Below are 11,898 nucleotides of genomic sequence, written 5' to 3' on the forward strand. Positions count from 1 at the left end.
TTTGCATCGGCGCACGCAGCGGCCGCAGCATCCGTTACACTTCGCCTCGGCAAAGTCCCCCTGGCCCGTGCGAACCCCAGCGATGAATAAACCCCTCGAAGCTGTGCTAGAACCAGCCGTTGAAATCCGTTTTGGCCAGGTGGGTCTGGCACAGGTGCGCATTCGCACCACCGACGCCGGCGTCATCCTCGATGAGTTGACCGGTCGCGTCGCCTCGGCCCCGCAGTTTTTCGAGCGGACCGCGGTGTGCCTGGACCTGAGCGCGCTGGACAAAGAGCCGACGACGAGCGAGATGCGCGGTGTGTTCGACGCCGTGCGTCGCGCCGGCATGCTCACGGTCGGATTGGCTCATGGCACGGCGGCGGTCGACGCGTTGGCTCGTTCGCTCGATGTTCCAGTGCTCACACAATTTCGCGTTCAGGGCAAAGCCGCGCCGGTGCAGCCGCCTGTAAAGGAAGTGCCTAAGGCCGCGCCGCCCGTCGAAGCACCGGTATTGCATCCGCCGTCATTGATGCAGCATCAGCCGGTCCGCTCCGGGCAACGCGTGTATGCGCGGAATTCGGATCTGGTGGTCACCGCAACGGTGGGCGCTGGCGCCGAAGTGATCGCCGACGGTTGCGTACATATCTATGGAACGTTGCGCGGTCGCGCCGTGGCGGGAGCCCGGGGCGAAGTCACCGCGCGCGTGTTCTGCCAGGAATTTCATGCCGAGCTGATTTCGATCGCCGGCGTGTTTCGGGTGTTCGAGACCTTGCCGCCCGAGCTGGTCGGCAAGCCCGTGCAAGCCTGGCTGGATGGCGACGATCTGCGCTTCGCCCGGATCGGTGGCTGAAGTGCAGGCCCGCCCAGTCCTTCTTCTCGAATTCCAGTATCTCCAACTTCCTCACTCAATCAAGGGGAGAGTCCCACTTTGACTGAAATCATCGTTGTAACTTCCGGCAAGGGGGGCGTCGGCAAGACGACCACGTCAGCCAGCGTCGCTTGCGGCCTGGCTCGCCGAGGTAAGCGCGTCGCCGTCATCGATTTCGATATCGGCCTGCGCAACCTCGACCTCATCATGGGATGCGAGCGCCGTGTCGTTTACGACTTCGTCAACGTCATCCAGGGCGATTGCACGCTCAAGCAGGCGTTGATCAAGGACAAGCGCATCGAGACCCTGTTCGTACTGGCCGCCTCGCAGACGCGCGACAAAGATGCGCTGTCGATGGAAGGCGTGCGCAAGGTGTTCGACGAGCTGATCGCAGACGGTTTCGAATACATCATTTGCGATTCGCCCGCCGGTATCGAGAAGGGCGCGCACCTGGCCATGTACTACGCCGACCGCGCCATCGTGGTCGTGAATCCGGAAGTTTCCTCGGTGCGCGACTCCGACCGCATCCTCGGCCTGCTCTCCAGCAAGACGCAGCGCGCCGAGAAAGGCGAGGAGAAAGTGAAGGAACATCTGCTGCTCACCCGCTACAGCCCGCGTCGTGTCGCCACCGGCGAGATGATGAGCGTCGGCGACGTGAAGGAGATCCTGGGCCTGGACGTGATCGGCGTGATTCCCGAGTCGCCGGACGTGCTGTCGGCCTCGAATTCCGGCACCCCGGTGATCCTCAACGAGCAAAGCGACGTGTCCAAGGCGTATGAAGACGCCGTCGGTCGCCTGCTCGGTGAAACCCGGCAGTTGCGGTTCCTCGAAGAACCCAAGAAGGGCTTCCTGGCCCGCATGTTCGGAGGTTGAGAATGGGATTGCTCGCATTCTTCCGCCGCTCCCAGCCGACCGCGAATGTGGCGAAAGAGCGGCTGCGTATCATCGTTGCCCAGGAACGTTCCGCCCGAGGCGGTCCGGACTACTTGCCGACCTTGCGGCGTGAGCTGCTCGAAGTCATCCGCAAGTACATCAATGTGGATCCGGACGCCGTGCAGATGAACCTTGAGAAAGAGGACGGCCACGAGGTGCTGGAGTTCACCGTGGCGCTGCCGGAGAAGAGCAAAGCTTAGCAGCGGTAACTACAGCGAACACCGGGTACATGGACGTGCCCCGCCGCCACAGGCGGCGAGCGAGCAGCAAAAAGTCACGCCTTTTTGCTGGCTCGCACGAGGGTTGTGGCAGGATGCCCGATCCCGAGTAATAACATGTGTTCAGCTGGTGCGGTGCCGCTGTTCTTCTTGATACAGCGCCAGCTCTTCATTCATGGCACGCGCCACGGCAGGCCGCCTCAACAGTCGCTGGAAGTAGCCGTTGACCGCCGGCCACTGTTTCAAATCCACGCCACTGGCGCCGCTCCAGTTCAAGATGGTCGTGAGATACGCATCGACAATGGAAAACTTGTCGAGCGCGAACTCGTGGGTGGCAAAGTGATCCTCGAGCAGCGCGAAGCGCGACGGGATCTTCGCGCGTGAGTATTCCTTCACTGCGTCGGGCGCTTTGCGATCCAGCAGCTGCGTGTAGATGGCCTTGTGCAATTCGCTGGTGATGAATCCCAACCATTGCAGCATGCGGGCGCGTTGTAATCCCGATGTGGGCGCAAGTTGCGCCTCGGGGAAGCGGTCCGCGACGAACTGCAGGATCGCGGTGTTTTCGGTGAGCACGGCCTGTTCATCGATGGCCAGTGCGGGGACCTGCAGGAGGCGATTGATCTCGGCGAAGTCCTGGCCACTCGCGAGCACGCGCTTGGTCTTCAGATCCACTTGAGTGAACTTGGCCGGCGCCCCCGCTTCATAGAGCGCGATGCGGGTGGCGAGCGAGCAGGCGAGGGGCGAGAAATACAGGTTCATGGACGAGCTCCGGGTCCGATGGGTTTTTGTACCGAGCGATATATAATTCGCCGGACGGCCGGTGGCGGTCAAGTATTTTTATGCGACATGGTACATAAAAAAGCACCCAAGGCTCGCGGGCGGCCCCGGGCCTATGACCCGGCCACTGCGCTCACCGGAGCGAGGGACGCGTTCTGGCGTCAGGGTTATTCAGGTACATCGCTCGATGTATTGAGCGATGCCACCGATATGAACCGGCCCAGCATGTACGCCGCGTTCGGCGACAAGCGCTCGCTATATATGCAGACGTTGGACCGCTATATCGCCGCGGCCGACGCTTCCATCGCGCGGACCATGAGTGGCGAATACTCGTTGGAAGAGGCGCTGCATCGCTTTTATGAGAACGCGATTTCGAGCTATCTGGAACAGGGCGAGCCGCCGCGCGGCTGCTATTTGATTTCCACCGCCACTACCGAGGCGGCTCAAGATCCCGACGTTGGGAAGAAGATGTTGAACGGGCTGCGGGGCTTCGAGCGCGCGATCGAGTCGCGGCTGAGTTATGCAAAGACGGCCGGTGAGCTCGATGCCTCAGCCGATCCCGCCGCGCTCGCGTTAATCGCCTCGTCCGTTCTGCACTCCATCGCCATTCGGGCCCGCACCGGCGAGTCCCGAGCGGCGCTGAAAGCCATCGCCGACACGGCAATCAAGTTGATCCTCGGTAACTTTCGCCGCTGAAAGGGCTGGTATACACTGCTGCCCCATATGACCGCCCACCGAATCATCGGGATTCAAATTCGCCGCCCGGCATCCGCGGATGCCGGGGTGTCGATGCGAATTGCGAATCCAGGTGAATTCAGAGGCGATCAATCATGCAAGTCAGCAATGCCGCAGCCCTGCGGCTCAAAGCGGTAGTCGAAGCGGATCCGGGCGCACTGGTCCGCGTTCTGCAATTCTTCCAGGCGCGTAACCTGATCCCGCGCACAGTCGCCAGCGAACGGCTCGGCGACGAATACCTCCAGATCCAGATCGAGCTCGATCCCACCGAGCTGGCCGACGACGGCTTTCGTATCGTCGTCTCCAAGATCAACGAGTTGCCGGTCGTGCTCGCCGCGGTTGCCTGCGACTAGGATCGGACCGTCTTTCCGGCCCTGTGTCGGAATCCGTCATACTGCTGCGTCCTTGATACACAGAGGAGCAACACATGCTGTATGCGGTCATTTGCTACAACTCCGAATCGGTCGTCGGCGCGTGGTCTAAGGAAAAAGACGACGCGGTGATGGCACATCATCAAGGCGTGCTGGCCAAGTTCGCCGCCAAGGGCAAGCTCGGTCCGGTCGCGCGTCTCATGCCGACCACCACTGCGACGACGGTGCGTACCGGTCGCGAGATGATGGTGCTCGATGGACCGTTCGCGGAGACCAAAGAGCAAATGCTCGGGTTCTACCTGTTCGACTGCGACACCCTCGATGAAGTCATCGCCGCCGCGCGCGAGCTGGTGCACGAGCCGGGCTGCATGGAAATTCGTCCGGTGCAGTTCTTCGAGCCCGGTGTGCTGAAGACTGCCGCCGCGAAGTGAGCGACGCGTGAGCGACTTGAGCTGGATCGACGCGGCGATTACGGGAGCGCGGCCCCAAGCGGTCGCGGCGCTGCTGCGCTACTTCCGTAATCTCGAGACCGCTGAAGAGGCGTTTCAGGAGGCGTGCCTGCGCGCCTTGCAGAAGTGGCCGGTCAACGGCCCGCCTCGCGATCCGGCGGCCTGGCTGATTCTGGTCGGGCGCAACTTTGCGCTCGATGAGGCACGTAAGCGCAGCAAGCAGCAGACGTTGCCCGATGAGGAAGTGCTTTCCGACACAGACGACGCCGAGACTGCCATGGCCGACCGACTCGACAGCGAGGATTACCGCGACGACGTGCTTCGCCTGTTGTTCGTGTGCTGCCACCCGGACTTGCCGGCGACTCAGCAGATCGCGCTGGCCTTGCGCATTGTTTCGGGGTTGTCGGTGCAGGAAATTGCTCGTGCGTTTCTCGTCGGTGAAGCGGCGATGGAACAACGGATTACTCGGGCGAAGCGTCGCATCTCACAAGCGGATGTGCCGTTCGAGACGCCGGGTGCGGTGGAACGGGCCGAGCGGTTGTCTACTGTTGCCGCGATGATTTACTTGCTGTTCAACGAAGGCTATTCGGCCAGTGGCGGCGAGCTGCACATTCGCGAGCCGCTTTGCGAGGAGGCGATCCGGTTGTCTCGGTTGCTGCTGCGGTTGTTTCGTGGCAATCCGGAGATCCTGGGCTTGAATGCGCTGCTGTTGCTACAGCACGCGCGTGCGCCGGCACGGCTCGATGCGGAACAGAATATTGTGTTGATGGACGATCAGGATCGTCGCTTGTGGCGGCGTGAGTTGATCGCCGAAGCCTTCGCGCTGCTCGATAAAGCGGTTCGGTTGCAACAGCCCGGGCCGTATCAGATTCAGGCGGCCATCGCGGCGGTTCATGCACGGGCGCCGAGCGCGGAAGATACCAACTGGAATGAGATCGATCGGTTGTATGCGCTGCTGGAAACGATTCAACCGTCGCCGGTTGTGACGTTGAATCGCGCGGTTGCTGTGATGAAGTGTGAAGGGCCGGAGGCGGCGTTGGCGATGATCGAGCCGCTGGAGTCGGCGTTATCGAGTTACTTTCATTTCCACGGGCTGCGAGGCGGGTTGTTGATGCAACTCAACCGGAACGATGAAGCGCGCGTGGCGTTCGATAAGGCGATCTCGTTGGCGAATACGGCCGCTGAAGCGGCACACATCCGCACGCACCTGGACAAGCTGGCTGCGGAAGGGAAGAAGCGGCAGACGCACTAGCCAGCAACCTCTAAAAAATAATATCTCTGCGCCTGGCTCGGAACAGGAGGAGGCGAGACGATATCGCTGCGCCTGGTTCGGAATAGGAGGGGCGAGGCGATACCGCTGCGCCTGGCTCGGAACAGGAGGGGGCGAGACGATATCGCTGCGCCTGGTTCGGAATAGGAAGGGGGGCGAGGCGATACCGCTGCGCCTGGCTCGGAATAGGAAGGTGGCGAGACGATGTCGCTGCGCCTGGTTCGGAATAGGAAGGTGACGGGGCGATAGCGCTGCGCCTGGCTCGGAATAGGAAGGCGGCGAGACGATATCGCTGCGCCTGGCTTGGAACAGGAGGGTGGCGAGACGGTATCGCTGCGTTTGGCTCGGAACGGGCGGAGGTTTGGAAGTATCGTTCGTTCGGAGAGGGCGGCTATTTCGGGGCCCGGGCGACCTTTGGGTCGACATACGCGATCTGTTGGCCGCGCAGCTCGTAGGCTTGTTCATTGACATCGCCGCCGAATAGATCGACGGGCTCGATCTTCAGCCGCTCGCGCAGATGTTCCATGACCTGCTCGTGCGGCTCAACCTCGCCGGTTGCCAGAATGTGCGCGACCGACTCGCCTCGCTTCACTAACTCTCGGGCGACCAGGATCGTGCGATGGCAGTCGAGCGGATCTTTCTCCGCGCACATGATGGCGACCGTATGTGTCTCCGCCGCCGCCAATAACCGATCGATGCCCTGTCGGAAAAGAGCCGTCGCCGCGAGTTTTCGATAACTCACTCGCCCATCGTCATAACATGACGGGTCTTTGCTCCGGGCGCCCAGCTCCTCCCCGAGAAAGAGATAGGAGATCCCCAAGCCGGCGAGCGCGGTGGTCAGCGCATCCCGCCGGAACTGGGGATTGAAGCGGCTGTAAGGAGTCGATCGCACGTCGGCGAGCAAATTCACGCCCTGGCCTTGCAGCAGCTTCAGGAAGTGCCCGATCGGATGGTTGGAATGGCCGACGGTATAGATCATGAGCCAAAAATATAACGACGACGCTGTCGGAATCGCGGCCAGCCGTTCGTCCTGGGAGCATCAACCCACGGCGGCGGAGGCATGCGATGAAGAATAACCCAATCGTATCCCGGGAAGAGTGGCTGGAATCCCGTAAGCGGCTCCTGAAAAAAGAAAAGGAGCTCACCCGCCTGCGCGACGAGCTGAGCGCCGAGCGCCGCAAGCTGCCCTGGGTTCGTATCGAGAAGCCGTATGTGTTCGAAGGCCCGCAGGGCCGCCGGACGCTGGCCGATTTATTCGACGGCAGCAGTCAGCTGATGATGTACCACTTCATGTTCAGCCCGTCGTGGCCGCAGGGCTGCCCAAGCTGCTCGTTCCTCTCCGATCATATCGACGGCGCGCTCGTTCATTTGAAACAACGCGACGTGAAAGTGATGGCCGTGTCGCGCGCACCGTACTCGCTGATCGCGCCGTTCAAGCGTCGCATGGGCTGGCAGTTCGATTGGGTGTCGTCGTACGGCACTGAATTCAACTACGACTTCCAGGCCTCGCAGACGCCGCAGGACATTTCCAACAACACGGCCTATTACAACTACGATCTGCTCGAGTATCCGGCCGAGGAAACGCACGGCATCAGTGTCTTCTACAAAGACACCGCCGGCGACGTCTTTCATACGTATTCCAGCTACGCCCGAGGCGTTGAGATGCTGGCCAATACGTACAACTTCCTGGACATCGCTCCCAAGGGGCGCGACGAGGCCAGGTTCGAGTTCCCGATGGCCTGGGTCCGGCATCACGACCGCTATGAAGGCGATGCCGTCGAATTGCCCGACGAGGAGACCGCCTGATGTGCCCAGCATGTTTTGCAGCGGCGGCGTGGATCGCCGCGGGCGCCGGCTCGGCCGGCGGGGTGACTGCATTCGTGGTGACTCGCATTCGCTCGCGCAAGGGCGCGAAGGCGGAGCAGCCGCGGCCATCGACACCAGAGAAGAAAGCGGACTAGGTTTCCACCAGCTCGACATGATCCGGCGAAGAAGCGGCGAGCTCGGCCCAGTCGAGCTCCAGTTCCAGGGCGTGAAAGACATCGTCGTCAATCGCGCCCGAGTGTCTTAACTCAGCCAGCTTGGCGCGCTTCGCCGCGATGTTCTGACGGCGCAGAGCATCGTACTCACTCACATCGCGCGGATGAGCGCCCGCCTCGGTGATTTTCTTTTCCTCTTCGTAGGTCTCGCGCAACCGCGAAGCTGCCGTATCGTTGCGATCTGCCATGCTGGCCACCGCGGCATCGATCAATTGCACGCGAGCCGCCAAGAGTTCTTTTGCGAAGGAACGGTCAGGCGGAAATGACAACAGACGAATCAGCGGCCGCAGGGTCAGCCCTTGTACCACCAGCGTGCCGAGCACGACGGCGAAGGCGCTCAGCACGATCAAGTCGCGCTCCGGAAACGTGCCTGGCAGCGACAGCGCCGTCGCCAAGGTCACGAGTCCGCGCATGCCGCACCATGAGACGAGAACCGCGTGAGCGTTGCTGTACGCTCCCTTCTTACCCTGCTGCGATTTCACGAATGCGCTGGTCCGCATATACAGCAGTACCCACGCAAACCTCACAGCCACAACGACTGCGAACACGATGGCCGCGAAACCGCAGGCGTCGGAGAGCTCGGCCGGATTCAAGCGGCTGATGATCTCGCTGGCTTGCAGGCCCATCAGCAGAAACGCCAGCACATTCAACAGAAACACGATGGCTTCCCAGACGGCGTAGGTGCTCACCCGGTCGCGGGGCGGCGTGCGCGCTGGCAGGACATGAGCGATCGTCATTCCAAACGCAACCACGCATAGAATCGCCGACAGATGTAAATGCTCGGCGAGAATCCATGCGCCGAACGTGGCGACGAAACTGAGCAAGGTTGCGCTCACCGTTCCATACATCCAGCGCATCAGCCAGGCGAGCGTCGCGCCGATCGCGATGCCGAGCAGAATGCCTCCCGGCACCGCGAACGCCAGCTCGGGCAGTACATGAATGGGCGGCTTGTCCGACGTCGCAACGGTGACGGCGGCGGCGAAGATCAACAGGGCGACGCCGTCATTCAGCAGACTTTCTCCTTTCAACACGCTGACCATGCGACGGGGAATCTCGGCCCGCGCGAGCATGGCGGCAGCTGCGGCGGCATCCGGCGGAGCAACGATGGCACCCAGTGCGATGGCTGCGGCAAGAGGCAATCCTTGAACGGCCACAGCAGTCCAGGCAACGGCGACAGTCGTCAGAATCACTGCAATTCCGGCCAGCGCAACCAGCGGCCGCCAGTGACGCCGCAGCTCTCGCGGTGGCAAATCGAACGCTGAATCGAGCAACGCCGGCGCAATGAACAGCGCCAGCGCCAGCTCCGGCTGGATGACGATGTGCGGAGCCCCGGGCAGCAGTGCGATGACGACGCCGGCCACCGCCAGCATGGTGGGATAGGGCACGGCGAAGCGTCGCGTCACCTGCAACAGCAGGATGGCGACGAATAGAAGAATGAGCAAAGTCTCAAAAAACGCCATGACGGTGCAGGGCTCCGGTTAGCAGGCGGTTACATTCCAAAGTGCAGGCCATCTTGACTCTAATTTTATGAACGCCGCTAGAGGTGTCGGTACAGTGGCGGCCTGCATTCCAACAACAGGGGTGGCTGAATGCCTAACTCATTGCGGGTCGTGAAGGTTCTGGTGGCGCTTGCGGTTGCCGGCTCGCTGGCGGCGTGCGGCAAGACCGAGCCGCCGGCCGCCGCGCCTGCGCCCAGCGCCAGCCCGGTCAAGCTGACCGCCGGCATTCAGGACATCATGAAGGACATGATCGATCCGTCCGCGGATTTCCTGTGGGAATCGGTCAGCAGCACCGAAACCGCCCAAGGGGTCGAAGAGAAACAGCCGCGCACCGACGAAGAGTGGGCCGAAGTTCGCAAGCACGCCCTCATTCTTGCCGAGTCCGCCAATCTGCTGCTGCTCGATGGCCGGCACGTCGCGCGTGAAGGCAAGCAACTCGAGGATCACGGCACGCCGGGCAATCTCACGGCGGCGGAGTCGGAGCAGGCCATCGCGGCCGATCGCGCGACTTTCGTGGGCTTCGGTCAGGCGCTGCACGATGTCGGTGTCGCGTTCCTCAAGGCCGCTGAAGAGCGCAATCCGCAGGGAATCATGGATGCCGGCGAAACCATGGATCAGGTGTGCGAAGGTTGTCACCTGAAGTTCTGGTATCCCGGTCAGGTCATTCCGCCGCTGCCGGATCAGGCTCCCGAAGAGAAGTAACGGCGGGCGCCGAGCGTTTCATTCCCATCAGCAACAACACTGCCGCGCTGGCGAGCATGCTTGCGTTCACGCCGATGGGAATCGGTGTAAGCGCGGCCGCGCCGAACTTCACGAAGTAACCTACGATCAGCGCGGCGATCGTAACGGCGCCCGCGATCTGCAGACGGCGTTTCGCCAATGTTTCATCGTTCCAGCGATGCGCGACGGCGCATGAGATCGCGACGACGATCCAGAACACCGGCGTGCCGGGAATGCCGAGCAACACCAGCGCGATCGCCGACAATGCCAGCGCCGGCACCGTGCCCCACACGAATCCCGCCCAGACCGTGTTCAAGAAATCCTGTCGTTTGCGTTTGGCCAGCCACACATTGAAGCCGGTCACCGACACGATCGACATGGCGAGGCCGAGAATGAAATAGAGCACTTTGACGCCGAAACCGCCGAAGTGTCCGAAGTGCAGGCGATAGGTCGAGTAAACGATCTGCCGGCCGGGCGGGCCGTCCGAGTAACCGACCTTGTCGATGAAGTTGCCGGCCGTGTCGAAGCGATACTGCTCCACGTAGATCAATCGATCCGGCAACTGCGTGCCCACCAGCAGGAACTGTCCGGGCTTGCCCGCTTCTTCGATGGTGACATACAGCGGCGTCGTGCCCGGCGCCATCGCTTTCGTCTTGGCGATCGCCTTGCTGAGCGCGATCGGCGTGAGTTTCTGTTCCAGCTTCGGCTCGTCGCCAAACACCTGCCCGAGCAGCTTGGTGGTGTCGCCATCGGTGTAGATGCCGGCGAACACCAGCGCGATCACCTGGGCGAAGCCGAAGTACGCGCCGGTGATTGCGATCATCAATTGGAACGGCGAGCTCCACACGCTCAGCCGATTGTGAATGTCGGCCTGTTCCAGATGTTTCGAGCCGCCGAGACGTAACACGAACGCATCTTTGAAAATGCGCGGATGGGCGATCAGCCCCGACACGATCAGCCCGCACAAAATGGCGCCGAGCGCGCACACGATGTACATGCCGAAGCTTTCCGGCAAATGCAGATAGAGATGCAGATTGATCAGCAGGTGGGTCCATTCGTGATTCACCCGCTCGCCGCGAGAGCCGTCGGGATTGATGAACCAGCCTTCCTTCTCGCTCGAGATACTGGCACGCGGCGATTCGGGCGAAGGCAGATTGACGAACATGTGCTCGGTGACTTCGACGCCGCTGGCCACGAGCTCGTGATACGCACGTTCCAGCGTGGCCGGGTCGTAGTTCTGCAGTTCATGGATCTGCGGTTGTTCCCAGCGCTCCAGCTCCGGATAGAACACTGCCAGCGTGCCCGACAGGCACACCAGATACATCAGCGCGCCGACCATCAGGCCGAGCCACGAATGACTCGACAGCGATCGTTTGACGAGGCTCGCGGAAGGGATGAGGTTCATGTCAGAGCCCCGCGGTGACGACGCCGATCAGGCCCAGCGCGACAATGGTGATGACGGGTCGTATGAGCTTGCTATCGGCAAGTGCCCAGTACGCCGCGCAGCCCCATAAGAACGGCATGAGCAGAATGGCGAACGCGATGTGACTCAAGTAACTGAACGGCAGCGCCCGCGCCAGGGCGACGCTGAAGAAGGTCGCAGCGGCTGCGCTGAGGGGTACCGCGATTACAAACAACAGCAGATGACGTGGCAACGAGCGTGTGCCGCCGGCTTCGACGGGCTCGGCTTTTTCAGTGACTTTGCGTTTGCGGACTTTGGCCTGGCGCAGTTCCAGATTGGCGGCGACCAGCAGCCATGCGACCAGGGCGGGCGCGGTGAAAATCAAGGTGGTACCGAATTCCGCACCGCTGGCGCGGATCGCGAAATAGCCGGAGCCGATCAGCAACAGCCAGCCCAGCAAGGTCGGCCGAAGGTGCGCCGGCAGCCGATCTTTCCACGAGCTGTACAAGCAGCCCACGCCCGCGATTCCGAGCGCGAAGGCCGCGATGGTGCTGATCATCGCCGGGGCCTGGTGTCTGGAAAGACCCAAGCCTAACGCGGGTCATTTTTATCGACAATGGGCCGCACCGCGGCCT

15 protein-coding genes are annotated in these 11,898 nt (G+C 61.9%); 10 read left to right on the top strand and 5 right to left on the bottom strand.

All coding sequences use genetic code 11. From position 1 onward, the window contains the following. Positions 1 to 82: 82 nt before the first annotated feature. The 3 genes from minC (at position 83) to minE (ending at position 1,983) form a co-directional block, all read left to right on the top strand. Positions 83 to 832 (top strand): septum site-determining protein MinC, encoded by a 750-nt coding sequence (gene minC, locus ACFPN2_RS17395; protein WP_380598736.1) that lies wholly within the window; start codon positions 83 to 85, stop codon positions 830 to 832. A gap of 78 nt (positions 833 to 910) precedes the next feature. After that, positions 911 to 1,723, top strand: a complete 813-nt coding sequence (gene minD, locus ACFPN2_RS17400) for a septum site-determining protein MinD (RefSeq protein WP_380598738.1) — start codon at positions 911 to 913, stop codon at positions 1,721 to 1,723. A gap of 2 nt (positions 1,724 to 1,725) precedes the next feature. Further along, positions 1,726 to 1,983, top strand: a complete 258-nt coding sequence (gene minE / locus ACFPN2_RS17405) for a cell division topological specificity factor MinE (protein ID WP_380598740.1) — start codon at positions 1,726 to 1,728, stop codon at positions 1,981 to 1,983. 141 nt (positions 1,984 to 2,124) lie between these two features. Here minE and ACFPN2_RS17410 read toward each other — a convergent pair whose 3' ends face one another. Continuing rightward, a complete protein-coding gene (locus tag ACFPN2_RS17410; protein ID WP_380598742.1) occupies positions 2,125 to 2,760 on the bottom strand; it encodes a glutathione binding-like protein in 636 nt (211 codons plus the stop codon). Between the two features lie 87 nt (positions 2,761 to 2,847). Here ACFPN2_RS17410 and ACFPN2_RS17415 point away from each other — a divergent pair, with 87 nt between their 5' ends. The 4 genes from ACFPN2_RS17415 (at position 2,848) to ACFPN2_RS17430 (ending at position 5,585) form a co-directional block, all read left to right on the top strand. Beyond that, a complete protein-coding gene (locus ACFPN2_RS17415; RefSeq protein WP_380598744.1) occupies positions 2,848 to 3,474 on the top strand; it encodes a TetR/AcrR family transcriptional regulator in 627 nt (208 codons plus the stop codon). A 134-nt stretch (positions 3,475 to 3,608) separates the two neighbouring features. Then, a complete protein-coding gene (locus ACFPN2_RS17420) occupies positions 3,609 to 3,866 on the top strand; it encodes a hypothetical protein (protein WP_380598746.1) in 258 nt (85 codons plus the stop codon). A gap of 74 nt (positions 3,867 to 3,940) precedes the next feature. Continuing rightward, on the top strand, positions 3,941 to 4,315 hold the full coding sequence (locus ACFPN2_RS17425) for a YciI family protein (RefSeq protein WP_380598748.1): 375 nt from the start codon (positions 3,941 to 3,943) through the stop codon (positions 4,313 to 4,315). Between the two features lie 7 nt (positions 4,316 to 4,322). Next, a complete protein-coding gene (locus ACFPN2_RS17430) occupies positions 4,323 to 5,585 on the top strand; it encodes an RNA polymerase sigma factor (protein WP_380598750.1) in 1,263 nt (420 codons plus the stop codon). A 409-nt stretch (positions 5,586 to 5,994) separates the two neighbouring features. Here ACFPN2_RS17430 and ACFPN2_RS17435 read toward each other — a convergent pair whose 3' ends face one another. Further along, on the bottom strand, positions 5,995 to 6,582 hold the full coding sequence (locus tag ACFPN2_RS17435; RefSeq protein WP_380598752.1) for a DUF488 domain-containing protein: 588 nt from the start codon (positions 6,580 to 6,582) through the stop codon (positions 5,995 to 5,997). A gap of 86 nt (positions 6,583 to 6,668) precedes the next feature. On the opposite strand from ACFPN2_RS17435, the gene ACFPN2_RS17440 reads away from it, so the two are divergent. Together ACFPN2_RS17440 and ACFPN2_RS17445 are read left to right on the top strand one after the other, a co-directional pair. Continuing rightward, on the top strand, positions 6,669 to 7,409 hold the full coding sequence (locus ACFPN2_RS17440; RefSeq protein ID WP_380598754.1) for a DUF899 domain-containing protein: 741 nt from the start codon (positions 6,669 to 6,671) through the stop codon (positions 7,407 to 7,409). Next, entirely contained in the window at positions 7,409 to 7,564 is a 156-nt protein-coding gene (locus ACFPN2_RS17445) for a hypothetical protein (RefSeq protein ID WP_380598756.1), read from the top strand. The genes ACFPN2_RS17440 and ACFPN2_RS17445 overlap by 1 nt, the downstream gene beginning before the upstream one ends. On the opposite strand, the gene ACFPN2_RS17450 is transcribed toward ACFPN2_RS17445, so the two are convergent. Next, a complete protein-coding gene (locus ACFPN2_RS17450; protein WP_380598758.1) occupies positions 7,561 to 9,102 on the bottom strand; it encodes a cation:proton antiporter in 1,542 nt (513 codons plus the stop codon). The genes ACFPN2_RS17445 and ACFPN2_RS17450 overlap by 4 nt on opposite strands. Positions 9,103 to 9,231: 129 nt before the next feature. Here ACFPN2_RS17450 and ACFPN2_RS17455 point away from each other — a divergent pair, with 129 nt between their 5' ends. Next, positions 9,232 to 9,843, top strand: a complete 612-nt coding sequence (locus ACFPN2_RS17455) for a hypothetical protein (RefSeq protein ID WP_380598760.1) — start codon at positions 9,232 to 9,234, stop codon at positions 9,841 to 9,843. Here the strand turns inward: ACFPN2_RS17455 and ACFPN2_RS17460 are convergent. Both ACFPN2_RS17460 and ACFPN2_RS17465 read right to left on the bottom strand, forming a co-directional pair. Further along, positions 9,803 to 11,266 (bottom strand): PepSY-associated TM helix domain-containing protein, encoded by a 1,464-nt coding sequence (locus ACFPN2_RS17460; protein ID WP_380598762.1) that lies wholly within the window; start codon positions 11,264 to 11,266, stop codon positions 9,803 to 9,805. The two genes, ACFPN2_RS17455 and ACFPN2_RS17460, sit on opposite strands and share 41 nt — an antisense overlap. Position 11,267: 1 nt before the next feature. Then, positions 11,268 to 11,822, bottom strand: coding sequence for a hypothetical protein (locus ACFPN2_RS17465; protein ID WP_380598763.1), 555 nt, complete (start codon positions 11,820 to 11,822; stop codon positions 11,268 to 11,270). Positions 11,823 to 11,898: the final 76 nt, after the last annotated feature.

The organism is Steroidobacter flavus (genome assembly GCF_042651805.1).
GTDB lineage: Bacteria > Pseudomonadota > Gammaproteobacteria > Steroidobacterales > Steroidobacteraceae > Steroidobacter > Steroidobacter flavus.

Excerpts from the sequence above, each read along its gene's own strand:
- ACFPN2_RS17445 (WP_380598756.1), top strand. The coding sequence starts at position 7,409 with ATGTGCCCAGCATGTTTTGCAGCGGCGGCGTGGATCGCCGCGGGCGCC.
- minE (WP_380598740.1), top strand. The coding sequence starts at position 1,726 with ATGGGATTGCTCGCATTCTTCCGCCGCTCCCAGCCGACCGCGAATGTG.
- ACFPN2_RS17425 (WP_380598748.1), top strand. The coding sequence starts at position 3,941 with ATGCTGTATGCGGTCATTTGCTACAACTCCGAATCGGTCGTCGGCGCG.
- ACFPN2_RS17415 (WP_380598744.1), top strand. The coding sequence starts at position 2,848 with ATGGTACATAAAAAAGCACCCAAGGCTCGCGGGCGGCCCCGGGCCTAT.
- ACFPN2_RS17450 (WP_380598758.1), bottom strand. The coding sequence starts at position 9,102 with ATGGCGTTTTTTGAGACTTTGCTCATTCTTCTATTCGTCGCCATCCTG.
- ACFPN2_RS17440 (WP_380598754.1), top strand. The coding sequence starts at position 6,669 with ATGAAGAATAACCCAATCGTATCCCGGGAAGAGTGGCTGGAATCCCGT.
- ACFPN2_RS17420 (WP_380598746.1), top strand. The coding sequence starts at position 3,609 with ATGCAAGTCAGCAATGCCGCAGCCCTGCGGCTCAAAGCGGTAGTCGAA.
- ACFPN2_RS17435 (WP_380598752.1), bottom strand. The coding sequence starts at position 6,582 with ATGATCTATACCGTCGGCCATTCCAACCATCCGATCGGGCACTTCCTG.
- ACFPN2_RS17460 (WP_380598762.1), bottom strand. The coding sequence starts at position 11,266 with ATGAACCTCATCCCTTCCGCGAGCCTCGTCAAACGATCGCTGTCGAGT.
- ACFPN2_RS17455 (WP_380598760.1), top strand. The coding sequence starts at position 9,232 with ATGCCTAACTCATTGCGGGTCGTGAAGGTTCTGGTGGCGCTTGCGGTT.
- ACFPN2_RS17465 (WP_380598763.1), bottom strand. The coding sequence starts at position 11,822 with ATGATCAGCACCATCGCGGCCTTCGCGCTCGGAATCGCGGGCGTGGGC.
- ACFPN2_RS17410 (WP_380598742.1), bottom strand. The coding sequence starts at position 2,760 with ATGAACCTGTATTTCTCGCCCCTCGCCTGCTCGCTCGCCACCCGCATC.
- minC (WP_380598736.1), top strand. The coding sequence starts at position 83 with ATGAATAAACCCCTCGAAGCTGTGCTAGAACCAGCCGTTGAAATCCGT.